16 protein-coding genes are annotated in these 17,109 nt (G+C 58.4%); 13 read left to right on the forward strand and 3 right to left on the reverse strand.

Annotated features, from left to right (window positions below):
• The first annotated feature begins 217 nt into the window (after window positions 1-217).
• Window positions 218-2,506, forward strand: a complete 2,289-nt coding sequence (locus AC07W5_RS09445) for a bifunctional diguanylate cyclase/phosphodiesterase (RefSeq protein WP_495023254.1) — start codon at window positions 218-220, stop codon at window positions 2,504-2,506.
• Here the strand turns inward: AC07W5_RS09445 and AC07W5_RS09450 are convergent.
• On the reverse strand, window positions 2,397-3,293 hold the full coding sequence (locus tag AC07W5_RS09450; RefSeq protein WP_495023255.1) for an NAD(P)-dependent oxidoreductase: 897 nt from the start codon (window positions 3,291-3,293) through the stop codon (window positions 2,397-2,399). The two genes, AC07W5_RS09445 and AC07W5_RS09450, sit on opposite strands and share 110 nt — an antisense overlap.
• Before the next feature lie 197 nt (window positions 3,294-3,490).
• Between AC07W5_RS09450 and AC07W5_RS09455 the strand changes: the two genes are divergently transcribed.
• The gene (locus tag AC07W5_RS09455; RefSeq protein ID WP_494992645.1) at window positions 3,491-5,671 is read left to right on the forward strand and encodes a hypothetical protein; all 2,181 of its coding nucleotides are present in this window, start codon (window positions 3,491-3,493) and stop codon (window positions 5,669-5,671) included.
• Between the two features lie 576 nt (window positions 5,672-6,247).
• On the opposite strand, the gene AC07W5_RS09460 is transcribed toward AC07W5_RS09455, so the two are convergent.
• Window positions 6,248-6,553, reverse strand: a complete 306-nt coding sequence (locus AC07W5_RS09460) for a DUF2288 domain-containing protein (RefSeq protein WP_494992644.1) — start codon at window positions 6,551-6,553, stop codon at window positions 6,248-6,250.
• Window positions 6,554-6,892: 339 nt separating this feature from the next.
• On the opposite strand from AC07W5_RS09460, the gene AC07W5_RS09465 reads away from it, so the two are divergent.
• The 9 genes from AC07W5_RS09465 to AC07W5_RS09505 all read left to right on the forward strand — a co-directional run bounded on the left by AC07W5_RS09465 (window position 6,893) and on the right by AC07W5_RS09505 (window position 14,622).
• A complete protein-coding gene (locus AC07W5_RS09465) occupies window positions 6,893-8,020 on the forward strand; it encodes a branched-chain amino acid ABC transporter substrate-binding protein (protein ID WP_495010342.1) in 1,128 nt (375 codons plus the stop codon).
• A 227-nt stretch (window positions 8,021-8,247) separates the two neighbouring features.
• Window positions 8,248-9,171 (forward strand): high-affinity branched-chain amino acid ABC transporter permease LivH, encoded by a 924-nt coding sequence (livH, locus tag AC07W5_RS09470; protein ID WP_494992642.1) that lies wholly within the window; start codon window positions 8,248-8,250, stop codon window positions 9,169-9,171.
• A complete protein-coding gene (locus AC07W5_RS09475; protein WP_494992641.1) occupies window positions 9,168-10,424 on the forward strand; it encodes a high-affinity branched-chain amino acid ABC transporter permease LivM in 1,257 nt (418 codons plus the stop codon). Before livH ends, AC07W5_RS09475 begins: the two co-directional genes overlap by 4 nt.
• Window positions 10,421-11,188 (forward strand): high-affinity branched-chain amino acid ABC transporter ATP-binding protein LivG, encoded by a 768-nt coding sequence (gene livG / locus AC07W5_RS09480; RefSeq protein WP_494992640.1) that lies wholly within the window; start codon window positions 10,421-10,423, stop codon window positions 11,186-11,188. Before AC07W5_RS09475 ends, livG begins: the two co-directional genes overlap by 4 nt.
• Window positions 11,189-11,890, forward strand: coding sequence for an ABC transporter ATP-binding protein (locus AC07W5_RS09485; protein WP_494992639.1), 702 nt, complete (start codon window positions 11,189-11,191; stop codon window positions 11,888-11,890).
• 237 nt (window positions 11,891-12,127) lie between these two features.
• Window positions 12,128-12,436, forward strand: coding sequence for a BufA1 family periplasmic bufferin-type metallophore (locus tag AC07W5_RS09490; protein WP_123428290.1), 309 nt, complete (start codon window positions 12,128-12,130; stop codon window positions 12,434-12,436).
• 22 nt (window positions 12,437-12,458) lie between these two features.
• Window positions 12,459-13,352 (forward strand): MNIO family bufferin maturase, encoded by an 894-nt coding sequence (gene bufB / locus AC07W5_RS09495; protein WP_495023256.1) that lies wholly within the window; start codon window positions 12,459-12,461, stop codon window positions 13,350-13,352.
• Window positions 13,349-14,122, forward strand: a complete 774-nt coding sequence (locus AC07W5_RS09500) for an HvfC/BufC N-terminal domain-containing protein (protein WP_495023257.1) — start codon at window positions 13,349-13,351, stop codon at window positions 14,120-14,122. Before bufB ends, AC07W5_RS09500 begins: the two co-directional genes overlap by 4 nt.
• On the forward strand, window positions 14,119-14,622 hold the full coding sequence (locus tag AC07W5_RS09505; RefSeq protein ID WP_495023258.1) for a DoxX family protein: 504 nt from the start codon (window positions 14,119-14,121) through the stop codon (window positions 14,620-14,622). Before AC07W5_RS09500 ends, AC07W5_RS09505 begins: the two co-directional genes overlap by 4 nt.
• Here the strand turns inward: AC07W5_RS09505 and AC07W5_RS09510 are convergent.
• The gene (locus AC07W5_RS09510; RefSeq protein ID WP_494992634.1) at window positions 14,613-15,527 is read right to left on the reverse strand and encodes a LysR family transcriptional regulator; all 915 of its coding nucleotides are present in this window, start codon (window positions 15,525-15,527) and stop codon (window positions 14,613-14,615) included. The genes AC07W5_RS09505 and AC07W5_RS09510 overlap by 10 nt on opposite strands.
• Before the next feature lie 104 nt (window positions 15,528-15,631).
• Here AC07W5_RS09510 and AC07W5_RS09515 point away from each other — a divergent pair, with 104 nt between their 5' ends.
• Together AC07W5_RS09515 and AC07W5_RS09520 are read left to right on the forward strand one after the other, a co-directional pair.
• Window positions 15,632-16,231: a short chain dehydrogenase gene (locus AC07W5_RS09515; protein ID WP_494992633.1), complete on the forward strand. Its 600-nt coding sequence runs from the start codon at window positions 15,632-15,634 to the stop codon at window positions 16,229-16,231.
• A gap of 163 nt (window positions 16,232-16,394) precedes the next feature.
• Window positions 16,395-17,069 (forward strand): COG3650 family protein, encoded by a 675-nt coding sequence (locus tag AC07W5_RS09520; RefSeq protein ID WP_495023259.1) that lies wholly within the window; start codon window positions 16,395-16,397, stop codon window positions 17,067-17,069.
• The last annotated feature ends 40 nt before the right edge of the window (window positions 17,070-17,109 follow it).

A 17,109-nucleotide genomic window follows, 5' to 3' on the forward strand; every position in this document is an offset into this window, starting at 1 on the left:
CCGGCGAATCGGCCGATCAACCCGCACCTGGGAAACCGGAACGGCTTCTGCCGCGCAGGCCTCGCACCGGCTTATTCCTAAACGCTCTTGAGCCCATTACAAAATCATTGACATTAATGTGCCACTACCGCTTGCGGTCTGTGCACGCCCTCTATACTCCAGGCATTCGCCAGTGGCTATGGCACTCACGCGGGATGACACAGTGACGGGGCATGCTATGGATTGGCTTGGTTTGCATTTTATTGCCGAGCTTCCAGAGAGTGGACAGGTAGTACTTAATTGCACTCATAACCCCTTTCTGGTGCTGTTCGCTTACCTGGTCGCATGTGCGGCCAGCTTCGCCGTTGTGGACGTGGCCGAACGGGTTGGCCACGTGGAAAAACCCGCCTCCCAACGACTCTGGCGGGGGGTCGGAACATGCTGTCTGGCCGGTGGTATCTGGGCCACACACTTCATCAGCATGCTGGCGTTCCAGGCACCGATTGAAATCCATTACGATCTGCCGATTACCCTTTTCTCGCTACTGATCGCCTTGATTGCATCGTTGCTGGCGATGAATACCCTCAGTCACGCGCACCTGCGTATCAGGCAGTACGTGCAAGCGTCGGTGTGGATGGGCCTGGGGATCAGCACCATGCACTACACAGGCATGGCAGCGATGAACTCGAATGCGACTGCCTACTACCAACCCACGCTGTTTGGCTTATCCATCGTGATCGCCATTGGCGCCAGCCTCGCAGCCTTGTTGCTCTCGCGTTATCTGCGCAATGGCAGCGGCATGCTCCACCAATTGCTCAAATGCACCGCCAGCCTGCTCCTGGGAGCCGGAATCGTCTGCATGCACTACACAGGCATGTGGTCACTGTCCCTCGTGCTGCCCGTCGGGGCTCTCCAGCAACTCTCCATCGACAACAACCACATGCAGCTGGGCCTGACTGTTGCCGTCATCACCCTGCTGATCACCGGCAGCAGTATCAGCGCCGCACTTGCCGACAAAAAACTGCAAAACAAGGAGCACGACCTTTGCCGGGTCAACGCGCTGCTCAGCCAACTGGATCAGGCTCGCATGTCGTTGCAGCAAGTGGCCCATTACGACCCCTTGACCAACCTGATCAATCGCCGCGGTTTCAACCAGATCTTCGCCGAGAAAATCATCGAGAAAAGCACCGGCGGCGGCATGCTGGCGGTGATCTTTCTGGATATCGATCACTTCAAGCGCATCAACGACAGCCTCGGTCATGACGCCGGCGACGAGTTGCTGAAAGTCATCGCCAGCCACATCAAAAACGCGACCCGCAGCCATGACGATGTGGTTGCACGCTTTGGCGGTGACGAATTCTGCATCCTGATCAGCCTTCACAATCGCGATGAAGCACGGCACATGGCACAACGCATCATGCAAAAAATGAAGGAGCCCATCGAGTTGGCCGGGCGGCGCATGGTCATGACCACCAGCATCGGTATCAGCCTGTTTCCCGACGATGGAAAGACCTGCGAGGAGCTACTGAAAAATGCTGACCTGGCGCTGTACCAATCCAAAGGCAACGGCCGCAATGGCTTGCACTTCTTCAGTTCCAACCTGAAAACCAAGGCCACCCTCGAACTGCAACTCGAAGAAGAGCTGCGCAACGCACTGCGCGATGACTCCGGACTGACGCTTTACTACCAACCGATACTTGACCTCAAAAGCGGTCAGGTCACCAAGCTTGAGGCGCTGGTTCGCTGGCAACATCCGGTGTACGGCTTGTTGGCGCCCGATCGGTTCATAGGCATTGCCCAAGCCAACGGACTGATCGCTGAGCTGGACAATTGGGTCCTGCGCAAAGCCTGCAAGGACTTGAGTACGCTTTCCAGGCATGGCTGTGAAGAGCTGAAAATCGCCGTGAACTGCTCGGCCCTGAACCTGGCCCGCGAAGAACTCGTCGATGAAATCGAAAGTGCGTTACGAGCCGCCGGCGTTGCCCCGCAACAGCTGGAACTGGAGGTCACCGAAAACGCCCTGATGGGCAGTATCGCCAACACGCAGGTGCTGCTGCACCAGATTCGCGCCCTCGGCGTCTCGCTGTCGATCGACGATTTCGGCACGGGTTATTCGTCCCTGGCCTATCTCAAGCGCTTACCGCTGAACACCTTGAAAATCGACCGTTCCTTCATCCAGGACATCCCTGAGTCGACCCAGGACATGGAGATCGTCCAGGCCATTATCGTCATGGCCCATACCCTGCATTTGCAGGTGGTCACCGAAGGTGTCGAAACCGAGCAGCAATACGAATTCCTCAACCATTACGGTTGCGATTTCGTTCAAGGCTACCTAGTGAGCCGCCCGATTGCGCTGGATGAGTTGGGCCCGGTGCTAAACGAAATCAACCAGCGTAAACACCACTGTCCGGCCACCCTCAATCTTCTGAACGTTGCTCGCGGTACAGATGGACTAACGTCGCGGGATCTTTTTCCAGATAGCCTTGGCCACCATGCAGGCGCATCAGCTGTGCAGCCAGTCCGCTGATGGGCGTTGCCGAACCCTGCTCGCGGGAAAATTTCACTGCCGTGTCCAGGTCCTTGAGTAATGTGCGCACGTGCCATTTCACCGGTTCGAAACGGCTTTCAGCCATTTGCGGGGCAAGGATCTGCAGCGGTCTGGAATCGGCAAAACCACCGGCCAACGCCTCGACGATCAACCTTGCATCGACACCCGAGCGCTCCGCCAGGGCCACTACCTCAGCGATCACCAGCGCATTGCACGCGACAATCATCTGATTGCAAGCCTTGGTCACCTGACCCGCGCCAACAGCGCCCATGTGAGTGACCCGCTGCCCCAGGCTCGAGAGGATTGGCCGCACGCGCTCAAGATCCGCCGCATCGCCACCGACCATGATCGCCAGGCTGCCTGACTCGGCCCCCGAGGTACCGCCCGAGACCGGCGCATCCAGCCAGCTCATGCCCGTCGCGCTCAGCAACTGTGCGGCCATTTCCCGGGTGGCGGTCGGCTCCAGACTGGAGAAGTCCACCAGCAATTTCCCGGCCATTGCCCCCTGTGCCACGCCAGCCGTGCCGAACACCACCTCTCGCACCACGGCCGTATCGGCCAGGCACAGCATCACCACATCGGCCTGCTGGCACAGTTCAGCAGGTGTGGAGACTTGCTGCGCTCCGGCCTCGACCAGCGGCGCGCATTTTTGCGGATTGCGGTTCCACACTGTCAGCGGATAGCCCGCTGCCAACAATCGTCGGCACATCGGCAAGCCCATCAAACCGATGCCGGCAAACGCCAGGGAAGGTAACTCAGCACTCATAAATTACTCCTGCCCAATTAAAGAACGCCGAATATTGGCCGATTCAACATGATTCAGGAAAGGATTCCCCCTGGCGTACCTAAGGTTGAACCCTATCGCTCGGGTCAAAGTCGCACTGTAAAGTCGCAAGATCCCATTCCGTGATGGCTCGATGACATCTCGTCACCGAGCCGACCAGTCCAAGTACGTGGCGCACAATGACTTCTAAAAACAACCCTGCCAACGATATATCCGAATTGACGCTCATATCCCCGGATAAACCCTCAGGGTCGAAACCATTGACCAGCCCGCGTCCCCTCGCGAGCCAACAGTACCTGTACTACACCGAGACCAATACCGATCGCATCCTCGACAACCTCGATGGCCTGCGCGACATGGTGTTCCCGCGTGCACCGCACCTTGAAGACGACAATGAACTGCGCCGTGAACAGGAATTTCCTTCGGTCTGCCTGATCGGCCTGGGCCGCTGCGGATCGAACATTGCTCTGGACGTAGCGGAGCTGGTGTACAACGCCCGCAAGTTCTACCTGAACGAATTCAACAACGAAGACAAGCCTTACGCCGACAAGGGCTACAGCCCTGCGCAGTGGATCCGTAACAACCTGCGCCTGGGCCCGAACAAAGCCACCAAACCGGTGTTTCTGGTCGAGCCATTGGTCATGCTGGGCGACCTGGACAAAGACATTGCCGGTCGCATCCGTTTTTCCCGTAAAGGCGAAAAAAGCGGATTCCTGCGCGACTACAGCAAAATGAAAATCATGGACCTTTCGGAAGTCCACGCAGGCGGTGCCGGTAACGCACCGATCCTCGGTCAGTACCTGGCGAAGATCATCCTCAACAAGGACACCCAGCGCTTTTCAAGCCCCGACTGGAAAATGATCCACTCCTACCTGATCGACTCTTGCGGGATCAAGGCCAACCAGTCGCGCCTGTACTTCTCGATCTTCAGCGCAGGCGGAGGTACGGGCTCGGGCATGGCCTCGGAGTTCGGCCTGGCCCAGCAATACTCGTACATGAACAAGACGTTCGACACCAAACCGGTGGACGAACATGACAGCAAGAGCGGCCACTCCTTCGTATTCGAACCGATCTTCACCAGCGGCATTTGCGTACTGCCGAACATTTCCGATCACCGTAGTGAAATGTCCGAAGCGCTGCACATCAACGCCGGTCGTTTGCTTTGCAAATACCTGTCGGAGGAATGGGACTTCTCCTACAACTTCGACAATGAAGACAGCAGTGAAGCCAGCGTCATGGGCCGGATCCGTCCGTGGAACGCAATGATGCTGATCTCCAACGACATCATGCGTTACGCCGAGGAAAGCGATGACGGCAACATCCAGAACATTGATGTCAATGCCATGGAAAAGCACGCCAACCAGTACATCTCTCAGCAGATTTTCAACATTCTCACCGCCCAGGCCGTGACCACCGACTACGACCAGAACTACTTCCGTCGGGCCGGTATCGACATTGGCGAAACCATTCGCCTGGACGCCAACGATCTGTTCATGAGTCTGGCCGGCCCGGTGGCCATTGCCTACGCGGAATCCGTGGTACCGGAATCCCCGGCGCCGTCGAGCGACAAATTCAAAGTCTTCGAGAAAGAGCCGCAACGTCTGAACATCGACGACCTGTTCTTCCGCTCCATCGACTTGCCGCACTTCAACAAGGTTACCCAGGCCATCGAAGGCATCAGCCTGCTGCCGATTGAATCCAAGCGCTATCGCGCGTCGCTGGAGCAGTACAAGAATTCGGGTTACGACGCTGCGGCGCTGCACGATCTGCACTTCTTCAAGAACTGCTCCTCGGTGGTATCGATCGTATCCTTGCCCAAGGATTACAAGCTGTCGTACATGGATCTGAACCGGTTGAAGACCCACCTCAACAGCCTGTTCCCCAACACCACGCTCAAGCGTTATGCCCTGGTGATCGGTGCCTCGGCCAACTTGTCGCTGACCACGTTGATCGCCAAGAGCCCGTGCCTCTCCGACGACTTCCTGACCTTGATCGTGGCCTTCATCAAGCGGTGCTTTGCGCGTAATCCGTACCGTTTCGATGACACGCTGGACAACTCGATCCTCGACTTCATCATCAATGAAGCGTTCGACGAAGACCTCATCGACGATCTGCTCAACGAATTCGAAAACCCGGCAAAAATCCTCGATACCAACTGGTACGCGATCAAGCCGATGTATGAGAAAAAGTACCGCGAGCTGATCAACGACAAGGACAAGTTCGTCTCGATCAATGACATCCGCCTGTCTCGCGATTGCGTGAAAAAGGCCATCAAGTACCTGCGCGAGATCTATCGCCATCGCATCGGCAAGACCAAGGTTATTTCTCTGAATAACCATACGGGCAAGACAGCTAACTGAAATCGCGCGGTTGATCGTTCCCGCGCTCCCGCGTGGGAATGCATACCGTGACGCTCTGCGTCACCGCTGAGACGGACGCGGAGCGTCCAATGAGGCGTTCCCGCGCAGAGCGTGGGAACGATCTCTACAGGCACACTCACTCGCACTTTGGCCAAACCAGTCAACCAGATTGAGGGCTTTGACCATTGCCCCATTCGCCGCCCAGCGCCAGTATTTGCCGGCTTTTTCTACAGTCCTCCCCAATAAAAACAAAGACAAAAGACTGAGGGATTCTGGCGATGCTCGGCTATACGACTGCACTTTTATACATTGATCGGCAAACGGTCGATTCGCCCCCCATGGGCAATCCGACGACGCTCAATGTCTGCGACCGGCATGCTTTGCCAGTTGCTCACAACCTGAAACAATTAAGCGACACTGGCTTTGTTCCGCCAACTGTTCCGCCCCTCAGTATTTTTATCGCCAGCCTCGATCAGATGGGGCGTTTCTCTACGGCACCGTGCCATCACTCAGATCGCGGTTACTCACCTACACACTTTTACGCTCAGAATGACAGCACCAATCTGGTGCGATCATTCAGGGCCGTGCCCTTTCCTGGATCAAAATCCAGGGCGAAACGACCACTGCCCACAACTGTGGATCGCGCTCCAGAAGATCCTGGGCCCGCGACGCAGAGACCTTCGCAAGCACATCACTGGTCAACCAGGCAGCCACTTTCTCGGCCTGATTCTCGGCCACCGCCTCTGCAACTGCGATCAAATCCAGAGAGGTATCGACCCACAATAGGGCACCCTTGGCAAAGAACGGCTCAAGCTCCTTCCAGGTAATCGATGCGGTTTCTCCAAGCAGTTTGGCATAGAGGGTGCTAGGTTCTTGAGTCATGGGTCTCACCAGGAAAAAAATCGGCGCAATGATAACGCCGGTGACCAGGCAGAAAAACCCAGTTGCAAATGAGTGACTGATCGAAAAGTTCAGGAATGCCAAGGATTGCCGCTCAATTCAGGCAAAATCCCCGCCGCAATTCTGTCTTTTTCTGTCAATTAAGCGACACACCCGGGTTTTGCCCCCAGCAGCCAGCTTTCCAAGCGAATGACCGGCGCTCTACACTGTACCGGTACAGTTGCCGGGGGCATTTCCGGAGAGATACTCAAACTATCTAATCCGGTTCTGCAGCTATGGCCGCCAGGACTATAAAAACTACAACAGCAAGAGTGGAGCACTATGAATAAGGCTACTAAGCAGATTTCCAGACTGTTTGCCGCTATGGTTCTGGCCGGGGTTGCCAGCCATTCGTTCGCAGCTGACACCATCAAGATCGGCATCGCCGGCCCTAAAACCGGCCCGGTCACTCAATACGGCGACATGCAGTTCATCGGTGCCAAAATGGCCATCGAGCAGATCAACGCCAAGGGCGGTGTCGACGGCAAGATGCTCGAAGCCAAGGAATACGACGACGCGTGCGACCCTAAACAAGCCGTGGCCGTCGCCAACAAAGTGGTCAACGATGGTGTGAAATTCGTTGTCGGCCACCTGTGCTCCAGCTCCACTCAACCGGCTTCGGACATCTACGAAGACGAAGGCGTGATCATGATCACCCCGGCCGCCACCAACCCGGACATCACCACCCGTGGTTATAAACTGGTGTTCCGCACCATCGGTCTGGACAGTGCCCAGGGCCCTGCCGCCGGCAACTACATCGCCGACCACATCAAGCCGAAAATCGTTGCCGTGCTGCACGACAAACAGCAGTACGGTGAAGGCATCGCCACCGCCGTGAAGAAAACCCTCGAAGGCAAAGGCGTCAAGGTTGCCGTGTTCGAAGGCCTCAACGCCGGTGACAAGGACTTCTCCTCGATCATCCAGAAGCTCAAGCAAGCCAACGTCGACTTCGTCTACTACGGCGGCTACCACCCGGAACTGGGCCTGATCCTGCGTCAGTCCAAGGAAAAAGGCCTGAACGCCAAGTTCATGGGGCCGGAAGGCGTCGGCAACGACTCCATCTCGCAAATCGCCCAGGACGCTTCCGAAGGCCTGCTGGTGACCTTGCCGAAGTCTTTCGACCAGGACCCGGCCAACAAGGCGCTGGTTGACGCGTTCGCCGCCAAGAAGCAGGACCCGACCGGTCCGTTCGTGTTCCCGGCCTACTCGGCAGTTGAAGTGATCGCTGAAGGCATCAAGGCAGCGAAGAGCGAAGACACTGCCAAAGTGGCCGCCGCTATCCGCGCCGGCACCTTCAAGACTCCGACCGGCGACCTGTCGTTCGACGACAAGGGCGACCTGAAGAACTTCAAGTTCGTGGTCTACCAGTGGCACTTCGGCAAACCTAAAACTGAAGTTTCGCCTCAGTAACCTGGCTCCCTGAGTAATAGAGCCCACTGCGCAAGCAGTGGGCTTTGTTTTACGAGGTTAATGGGTCAGGGTCCCGCGATCCGGGAGCTGACTTACCTGAAAATCTTAAAACCGTCACCAGCGGTTCGCTGGCAAACGTTCGTGCGAAGGTGGCCACAGACCACACAGCCCGGGCCGGAACATGACTCCACCAGTGAAATGCGTATCAGGTTTTTAGGAGCGTTGTAATGCCTGAGATCTATCACTTCTTCCAACAGCTGGTTAATGGTCTGACCATTGGCAGCACCTATGCCTTGATAGCCATTGGCTACACAATGGTTTACGGCATTATTGGAATGATTAACTTCGCCCATGGCGAGGTCTACATGATTGGTTCCTACGTGGCCTTCATCGTCCTTGCCGGACTGGCCATGCTGGGTATCCATTCTCTGCCGCTGTTGATGACCGCCGCCTTCCTGGCGACCATCGTTGTAACCAGTGCCTACGGCTACAGCATCGAACGGATCGCCTACCGCCCTCTACGGGGCAGTAACCGGTTGATCCCGCTGATCTCGGCCATCGGCATGTCGATCTTCCTGCAAAACTCCGTACTGCTCTCGCAGGACTCCAAGGACAAATCGATCCCCAACCTGATTCCAGGCAGCTTCAGCTTCGGTCCGGGCGGTGCACAGGAAGTGCTGATCTCCTACATGCAGATCCTGGTGTTCATCGTGACCCTGGTGGTGATGCTCTGCCTCACCGCGTTCATCTCGCGTTCACGTCTGGGTCGGGCCTGCCGGGCCTGTGCCGAAGACATCAAGATGGCCAACCTGCTGGGCATCAACACCAACAACATCATCGCCCTGACCTTCGTCATCGGTGCGGCCCTGGCCGCCGTGGCGGCTGTACTGCTGAGCATGCAGTATGGCGTGATCAACCCGAACTCCGGATTCCTGGTGGGCCTCAAGGCCTTTACCGCGGCAGTTCTGGGCGGCATCGGCAGCATTCCGGGCGCCATGCTCGGTGGTCTGGTGCTGGGGGTAGCCGAAGCATTCGGCGCCGATGTGTTCGGTGACCAGTACAAGGACGTGGTGGCTTTCGGCCTTCTGGTTCTAGTGTTGTTATTCCGGCCAACCGGCCTGCTGGGCCGTCCGGAGGTTGAGAAAGTATGATCAGGAATCTTAAACAGGCGCTGTTCAGCGCCCTGCTGGTCTGGGCCGTGGCCTATCCGGTACTCGGTCTGAAACTGTCCATCGCCGGCATCAACCTCGAAGTGCAGGGTGCCACTACCTCCACGCTGATCATCATCGCCGCCTGCTCGGTGCTGATGTTCCTGCGCGTGCTGTTCGACCGCCAATACACGGCCGCCATGCGGTCCGTGCCCAAAGGTAAGTTGATCCCGGCCAGCGCGAGCCACTTCCTGACCCTGCCCAGCACCCAGCGCTGGTTCATCATGGCGTTGATTGCCGTTGCACTGGTGTGGCCGTTCTTCGGCTCGCGCGGAGCGGTGGATATCGCCACGCTGATCCTGATCTATGTGCTGCTCGGCCTGGGCCTGAACATCGTGGTCGGTCTGGCGGGGCTGCTCGATCTGGGCTACGTCGGTTTCTACGCCGTGGGCGCCTACAGCTATGCGCTGCTGTCGCACTACTACGGTCTGAATTTCTGGATCTGCCTGCCCATCGCCGGACTGATGTCTGCGACCTTCGGCTTCTTGCTGGGCTTTCCGGTGCTGCGTCTGCGCGGTGACTATCTGGCGATCGTGACCTTGGGCTTTGGCGAGATCATCCGTCTGTTCCTGCGTAACCTGACGGGCCTCACTGGCGGACCGAACGGCATCAGCAACATTCCCAAGCCGACGCTGTTCGGCCTGAGCTTCGAAAGAACGGCCGCTGAAGGCATGCAGACCTTCCACGAGTTCTTCGGCCTGACTTACAACCCGGTCAGCAAGGTGGTTTTCCTCTACCTGGTTGCGTTGTTGCTGGCGCTGTTCGCGCTGTTCGTGATCAACCGCCTGCTGCGCATGCCGATCGGCCGTGCCTGGGAAGCGCTGCGTGAAGACGAAATCGCCTGCCGTGCCCTGGGCCTGAACCCGACCGTGATCAAGCTGTCGGCCTTCACCCTCGGTGCCTGCTTCGCCGGTTTTGCTGGCAGCTTCTTCGCCGCACGTCAGGGTCTGGTCACGCCGGAGTCATTCACCTTCATCGAATCGGCCACCATCCTCGCCATCGTGGTATTGGGCGGCATGGGCTCGCAATTGGGCGTGGTCCTCGCGGCTGTCGTGATGATCCTGTTGCCCGAGCTGATGCGTGACTTCAGCGAATACCGCATGTTGATGTTCGGCGCCTTGATGGTGCTGATGATGATCTGGCGTCCACAAGGCCTGCTGCCCATGCAACGTCCTCACATGGAGCTGCGTAAATGAGCAGAGAGATTCTGAAAGTAGATGGCCTGAGCATGCGCTTTGGCGGATTGTTGGCAGTCAATGGCGTAGCCCTGAGCGTGAAAGAGAAGCAGGTGGTGTCGATGATCGGCCCCAACGGCGCCGGCAAGACCACCGTGTTCAACTGCCTGACCGGTTTCTACCAGCCAACCGCCGGCACCATCCGGCTCAACGGTGAAGCGATCGAAGGCCTGCCCGGCCACAAGATCGCCGGTAAAGGCGTGGTGCGGACCTTCCAGAACGTGCGGTTGTTCAAGGAAATGACCGCCGTGGAAAACCTGCTGATTGCTCAGCACCGGCACCTGAATACCAACTTCCTGGCGGGTCTGTTCAAGACGCCAGCGTTTCGCCGCAGCGAACGCGAGGCCATGGAATACGCCGAGTTCTGGCTCGACAAGGTCAACCTCAAGGAGTTCGCCAACCGGCCGGCCGGCACCCTGGCGTATGGTCAGCAGCGCCGTCTGGAAATCGCCCGCTGCATGATGACCCGTCCAAGCATCCTCATGCTCGACGAACCGGCCGCCGGCCTCAACCCGCGGGAAACCGACGACCTCAAGGCGCTGATCGGCACCCTGCGTGAAGAACATGACGTGACCGTGCTGCTGATCGAACACGACATGAAACTGGTCATGAGCATCTCCGACCACATTTTCGTGATCAACCAGGGCACGCCTCTGGCCAACGGTACACCGGACCAGATCCGGGACAACCCTGAAGTGATCAAAGCCTACCTGGGGGAAGCGTAAATGCTGCAGTTCGATAACGTTTCCACCTTCTATGGCAAGATCCAGGCCCTGCACAACGTCAACGTCGAAGTCCGCCAGGGCGAGATTGTGACCTTGATCGGTGCCAACGGCGCCGGCAAATCCACCCTGCTGATGACCCTGTGCGGTTCGCCGCAAGCCCATAGCGGCAGCATTCGCTACATGGGCGAAGAACTGGTCGGCCAGGACTCCTCACATATCATGCGTAAAAGCATCGCAGTGGTCCCGGAAGGTCGCCGGGTGTTTGCCCGTCTGACGGTGGAAGAAAACCTCTCCATGGGCGGTTTTTTCACCGACAAGGGCGATTACCAGGAGCAGATGGACAAGGTCCTGGGCCTGTTCCCGCGACTCAAGGAACGCTTTATGCAGCGCGGTGGCACCATGTCCGGTGGCGAACAGCAGATGCTCGCCATCGGCCGTGCACTGATGAGCAAGCCCAAGCTGCTGCTGCTCGATGAGCCGTCGCTGGGTCTGGCGCCAATCATCATCCAGCAGATCTTCGACATCATCGAACAGCTGCGCCGCGATGGCGTGACGGTGTTCCTGGTGGAACAGAACGCCAACCAGGCGTTGAAGATCGCCGACCGCGCCTACGTACTGGAAAACGGCCGGGTGGTGATGCAAGGTACCGGTGAAGCGTTGCTGACTGATCCAAAAGTGCGCGAAGCCTATCTGGGCGGCTAAGCATTGCTGCAATCATAAACAACGGCCTATGTGGGAGCGAGCTTGCTCGCGATGGCGGACTGTCAGGCAACGTCAATGTTGACTGTCAGGCCCTCATCGCGAGCAAGCTCGCTCCCACATTTTTTTGTGTGAACCAATTATTTTTTGCCGCGCTGTAACGAACCCGAATGACCTGGCTCTACTAGGGTAAGTAAGCGCAAACGCTTCCTTGACCAAGCCCACTACTGGAGAGACATCATGACTGCTACCACTCGCACCCTGTCCGCCGCCGCCCTCGCCCTGGCCATGGGTTCTGCCCTGAGCATCGCGGCTCTGCCGACCACCGCCCATGCCGCAGCCACCGACATGGAAAAATGCTTTGGCGTCGCCATGAAAGGTAAAAACGATTGCGCCGCAGGCGCTGGCACCACCTGTGCCGGCACCTCGAAAGTCGACTACGAGAGCAACCACTTCAAACTGGTACCTAAAGGCACTTGCGAGAAGACCGCCAGCCCGACCTCACCGACCGGCTTCGGTCAACTGGCCGCCTACAAAGCCAAGTCGTAACCCCACCTCTGCCTGAGTGTTGATGATGACCACTTCATTGCTGCACAGCGTACATCCTCACACTCAGGCATTGGCGTCCGAACTCCCGCCCCGCGCGGGGCTGGGGCTCAAGACCGGGCACTTCGGTGAAGTACTCGGTATTCGCCCGGACATCGGTTTCTTCGAAGTCCACGCTGAAAACTACATGGTCGCCGGCGGCCCGTTTCATCACTACCTGGGATTGATCCGCGAGCAGTACCCGCTGTCGCTGCATGGCGTCGGCCTGTCGATTGGCGCTGAAGGTTCATTGAACACCGAGCACCTCGACCGCCTCGCCAAACTGATCGAGCGCTATCAACCCCAGTCCTTTTCCGAACACCTGGCCTGGTCGAGCCACGGCCCGGTGTTTCTCAATGACCTGCTGCCGCTGGCCTATGACGAACCGACTCTGAATCGTGTCTGCGAGCATATCGACCAGGTCCAGCACCACCTGAAACGCCCCATGCTGCTGGAAAATCCGGCGACGTATCTGCAATTCCAGCGCTCCAGCATGGAAGAAACACGTTTCATCGCTGAAGTCATCCGCCGCACCGGCTGCGGCTTGCTGCTGGATGTGAACAACGTCTACGTCTCCTGCATCAATCACCAACGCGATCCGTTGGCCTACATCGACGCACTGCCGCTGCACGCAGTGGGCGAGATTCATCTGGCCGGGTTTGCCGAAGACACCGACAGCCTCGGCGACCGCCTGCTGATCGACGATCACGGCGCCCCTATCGATAACGCTGTGTGGACGTTGTACGCGCACGCTCTGGAGCGCATTGGCCCGGTTGCCACGCTGATTGAGCGCGACAATCAGGTACCTGCGTTTTCCGTGCTGTGCGCCGAGGCCCGTCAGGCCGATGAGCTGCTGGGTTACTCCGAGGTTCGCCGATGAGCACTCAAGCCGATTTCGCCGCCGCCCTGCTTGATCCTCAACGCCCCTGCCCTGACGGGTTGCTCAGCGCCAACGGCGCTGACCCGGATAGCCGCTTCGCGGTGTACCGCAACAACGTGCAGAGCTCGCTGATCAACGCCTTGGCAGACAGTTATCCGGTGGTCTTGCAACTGGTCGGGGATGAGTTCTTTCGGGCGATGGCCCAGCACTATGTGCAGACATTTGCGCCGACCAGTCCGTTGATCAACGACTACGGCAGCGACTTTGCCGACTTCATCGAACACTTTGCCCCAGCCGCTTCGGTGCCTTATCTGGCGGATGTCGCACGCCTGGAGCGCTTGCGGGTGATGGCCTATCACGCGGCGGATGCCGATACCGTCGAGCCTGCACAGGTTGCAGCAGCCATGGGCGCCCCCGAAAGCCTCGCAGCGCTACGCATTCATTTGCATCCCTCAATCTTCATGCTGGACTCGGCGTACGCCGTGGTTGCGTTGTGGGCGGCCCATCAGACTGACGCACCGCCCCAGAACCTTGAGCCGTATCACGCGCAAAGTGCCCTGGTGCTGCGTAACGGCCTGCAAGTCGAGGTTTTCGCCATCGATGTCGGCACAGCGACCTTCATCCACCGTCTGCAAAGCAACTGTCCTTTGGGGCAGGCCGTGGCCGATGCCTTCGACGTTGCATCGGCGTTCGACCTGAGCCAGTGCCTGGCACTGCTGATCCGCCACAACGCCATCACCCACTTGGAAGACGACAAGGTATCGCCATGAACACCCACGCTGAACACCCGAATGCCATCGCCCGCCTGATTGAACGGATCATCGAACTGCTCGGCATGATCCCCCACAGCCTGGTCGCCTTCGTTGCGCGTTTTTCTATCGCGGCGGTGTTCTGGAAGTCCGGCCAGACCAAGGTCGAGGGTTTTGCCGTGGACCTGATTTCCGGCACCTTTGAGCTGGGCACACCGCGCCTGGCGGACTCGACGATTCCGTTGTTCCAAAGCGAATACCACGTTCCGCTGCTGTCACCGGAACTGGCGGCGCACATGGCGGCCTTCGCCGAACACTTCTTCCCGATCCTGATCCTCGTCGGCTTCGCCACACGCTTCTCGGCCCTGGCGCTGCTGGGCATGACCCTGACCATCCAAACCTTTGTCTACCCGGACGCCTACCCGACTCACGGCACCTGGGCAGCGATTCTGCTGTACCTGATGGCCGGAGGTCCGGGCGTGCTGTCGATCGATCAGCTGATCGCCAAACGTTATCGTTGAAGCCGGTCCAGCGCTTCACCACTGCGCTTGAACCAACCTATCAGGTAGTCGGCCAACACCTGCGTGCGCTTGGGCAGGCCGCCCTGATACGGGTGCACCAGATACATCGGCATGCTGCGGGTCTGATAGTCGCGCAACAGCCAGCGCAAACGGCCATCGGCCAGCTCCGTCTGCAGCAAGTAAGAAGGCAGGCGCGCGATCCCCGCATGGGCCAGCGCGGCCTTCTTCAACAGGTTGTAGTGGTTGCTGGCGAACGGCCCCGAGACGCGCACCCGCAACAGTTCATGTTGCTGGTGATAGAGCCACTCTTCCCGGCCGCTGTAATGACTGTTGAGCAGGCAGCGATGATCGGCCAGCTGCGAGGGTGTCTGCGGCTCGCCGAACTGTTCAAGATAAGCCGGGCTGGCACAGGTCATCTCGTGCCAGGCCAGCAGCGGCTTGGCCACCAGCCGCTGGTCATTGGCCACGTCTGAACGAATCGCCAGATCGAAGCCATCCCGTGACAGATCGTGATAGCTGTTGTTCAGATCAAGTTCGATCTGTACCTCAGGATATTCCCGGGAAAACTCCAGCAGCAGCCCATCGAAAAAAGTCTCCCCCAACGACACCGGCACCGTCATTCGCACGGGCCCCGCCATATCGTCCTTCAAACGTGCCAGGGCCTGACGCGCGCGCTCTACCTGAATCACCAGTGCCTGAGCTTGCGGCAACAGCGCCGCACCCGCCGCTGTCAGGCTCAAGCGCCGTGTTGTTCGCTGCAGCAGCACCACGCTGAATCGTGCCTCCAACAGGCTGATGCGCTTGGACAGCTGCCCTTTGCTACACCCCAATTGCTGCGCTGCCAGAGTGAAACTACCGGCCTCGATCAACACCGCAAACGCCGCCAGATCATCCATTTCGCTCATGGATTGTTTCCATTTGAAAACCAAAGGTTGCCCATTAGCGCGCTTATCAACGGAAAAAACCACACTAAACTGAAACTTCGTCCAACCCTTTGAGGAACAGCACGATGAAAATTCTACTGATTGGCGCCAGCGGTACCGTGGGCTCAGCCATTGATCGCGAACTGGCACCGCGCCACGAAGTCATCCGCATCGGCCGCAAGAGCGGTGATTTCCAGGTCGACATCAGTGACAGCGCATCAATCCACAAACTGTTCGAAAAGACCGGTAACTTCGATGCGCTGATCTGTGCCGCTGGTAGCGTCAACTTCGTGCCGCTGGCCAACATGACCGAAAAAGACTTCGCCCTTGGCCTGCAAGACAAACTGATGGGCCAGGTCAACCTGCTGCTGATCGGCCGAGACTTCGCCAATGACGGTGCCTCATTCACCTTCACCACCGGCATCCTCAGCCACGATCCGATTCGTACCGGCAGCTCGGCAGCCATGGTCAACGGTGCCCTCGACAGTTTCGTGCGCTCAGCGGCTATCGAATTGCCGCGTGGACTGCGCATCAACTCGGTCAGCCCGAACGTACTGGTCGAAGCCATGGGCAGCTACGCGCCGTACTTCCGCGGATTCAAACCGGTTCCAGCCGCCGATGTGGCGCTGGCCTACGCCAAAAGTGTCGAAGGCTTGCAGACCGGCCAGACCTACCACGTGGGGTAATGGTCCCCCAAACAATCGTCCGAACGCGGCCCGAACCTTCGGCCGCGTCTATAAAAGCAGGTACACCCGCGGATTCGCGGGTGTATCGGACTTCATGCCAAGCCAGGCTTGTGATGTGCGCTATGCCTGAGTAACGTGGCGGCACTTGTCAGGAGACCACTCGATGCGTGTTGCCCGTTCCATAGTGATGCTTGCCCTGTTGCCTCTGTTCGCCGGTTGCCAGCTGCTCCAGAGCCAACCTGAGAAACCGTCCACGGCGGGCCTGACCCGCATGCAGGGTGAACTCAGTATGGCCAACGGCAAACTGATGTTTCAGCCGTGCCGGGAAAACAAACTGTATGTCGTCAATGACACCGGCAGCACCAGCGTCCTGCAAGAAGCCGCTACGCTGGCGGGCACGCAGCACAAGATTTTCGCTGATGTGCGTGGCCGGGTTGCCGCTGACAAATCATCGGATGCTGGCGCCCGGCTCGACGTGCAGCAGCTATACCGCATCGAACGCTCGGGCGCGACCTGCGAAGACCCCAACTTCCAGCGGCTGATCCTGCGCGCCAGCGGCAACACGCCCGACTGGAACGTCAAGGTCAATACCAAGGGCATGGTGATCGAGCGCGCCGGCCAGCCAGCGCTGGCGTTGCCATTTCTGGAAGAACAACTCGGTGATGGGCGTTTCAACCTCAGTAGCGAAGCCAATGACCAACACGTTGAACTCTGGATCTCGCCACAGCGCTGCGTCGACAGCACCCATGGCAGCGTTCAATTCATGAGCGCCGAGCTGCGGGTCAATGGCCAGGTAGAACGTGGCTGCGCGTATTTTGGTGGTTCGCGTAACGACTGATTCGACGAGCTGCTGTTTTAGCCTCACTGGAACGCCCCTT

This window comes from Pseudomonas sp. GW821-FHT01E05 (assembly GCF_059422425.1).

What these genes read in the sequence shown, in the direction of transcription:
- bufB (WP_495023256.1), top strand. Translation starts at nt 12,459, where the DNA reads ATGATGACCACTTCATTGCTGCACAGCGTACATCCTCACACTCAGGCA.
- AC07W5_RS09490 (WP_123428290.1), top strand. Translation starts at nt 12,128, where the DNA reads ATGACTGCTACCACTCGCACCCTGTCCGCCGCCGCCCTCGCCCTGGCC.
- AC07W5_RS09475 (WP_494992641.1), top strand. Translation starts at nt 9,168, where the DNA reads ATGATCAGGAATCTTAAACAGGCGCTGTTCAGCGCCCTGCTGGTCTGG.
- AC07W5_RS09520 (WP_495023259.1), top strand. Translation starts at nt 16,395, where the DNA reads ATGCGTGTTGCCCGTTCCATAGTGATGCTTGCCCTGTTGCCTCTGTTC.
- AC07W5_RS09515 (WP_494992633.1), top strand. Translation starts at nt 15,632, where the DNA reads ATGAAAATTCTACTGATTGGCGCCAGCGGTACCGTGGGCTCAGCCATT.
- AC07W5_RS09450 (WP_495023255.1), bottom strand. Translation starts at nt 3,293, where the DNA reads ATGAGTGCTGAGTTACCTTCCCTGGCGTTTGCCGGCATCGGTTTGATG.
- AC07W5_RS09460 (WP_494992644.1), bottom strand. Translation starts at nt 6,553, where the DNA reads ATGACTCAAGAACCTAGCACCCTCTATGCCAAACTGCTTGGAGAAACC.
- livG (WP_494992640.1), top strand. Translation starts at nt 10,421, where the DNA reads ATGAGCAGAGAGATTCTGAAAGTAGATGGCCTGAGCATGCGCTTTGGC.
- AC07W5_RS09500 (WP_495023257.1), top strand. Translation starts at nt 13,349, where the DNA reads ATGAGCACTCAAGCCGATTTCGCCGCCGCCCTGCTTGATCCTCAACGC.
- AC07W5_RS09465 (WP_495010342.1), top strand. Translation starts at nt 6,893, where the DNA reads ATGAATAAGGCTACTAAGCAGATTTCCAGACTGTTTGCCGCTATGGTT.
- AC07W5_RS09505 (WP_495023258.1), top strand. Translation starts at nt 14,119, where the DNA reads ATGAACACCCACGCTGAACACCCGAATGCCATCGCCCGCCTGATTGAA.
- AC07W5_RS09510 (WP_494992634.1), bottom strand. Translation starts at nt 15,527, where the DNA reads ATGAGCGAAATGGATGATCTGGCGGCGTTTGCGGTGTTGATCGAGGCC.
- AC07W5_RS09455 (WP_494992645.1), top strand. Translation starts at nt 3,491, where the DNA reads ATGACTTCTAAAAACAACCCTGCCAACGATATATCCGAATTGACGCTC.
- AC07W5_RS09485 (WP_494992639.1), top strand. Translation starts at nt 11,189, where the DNA reads ATGCTGCAGTTCGATAACGTTTCCACCTTCTATGGCAAGATCCAGGCC.
- AC07W5_RS09445 (WP_495023254.1), top strand. Translation starts at nt 218, where the DNA reads ATGGATTGGCTTGGTTTGCATTTTATTGCCGAGCTTCCAGAGAGTGGA.
- livH (WP_494992642.1), top strand. Translation starts at nt 8,248, where the DNA reads ATGCCTGAGATCTATCACTTCTTCCAACAGCTGGTTAATGGTCTGACC.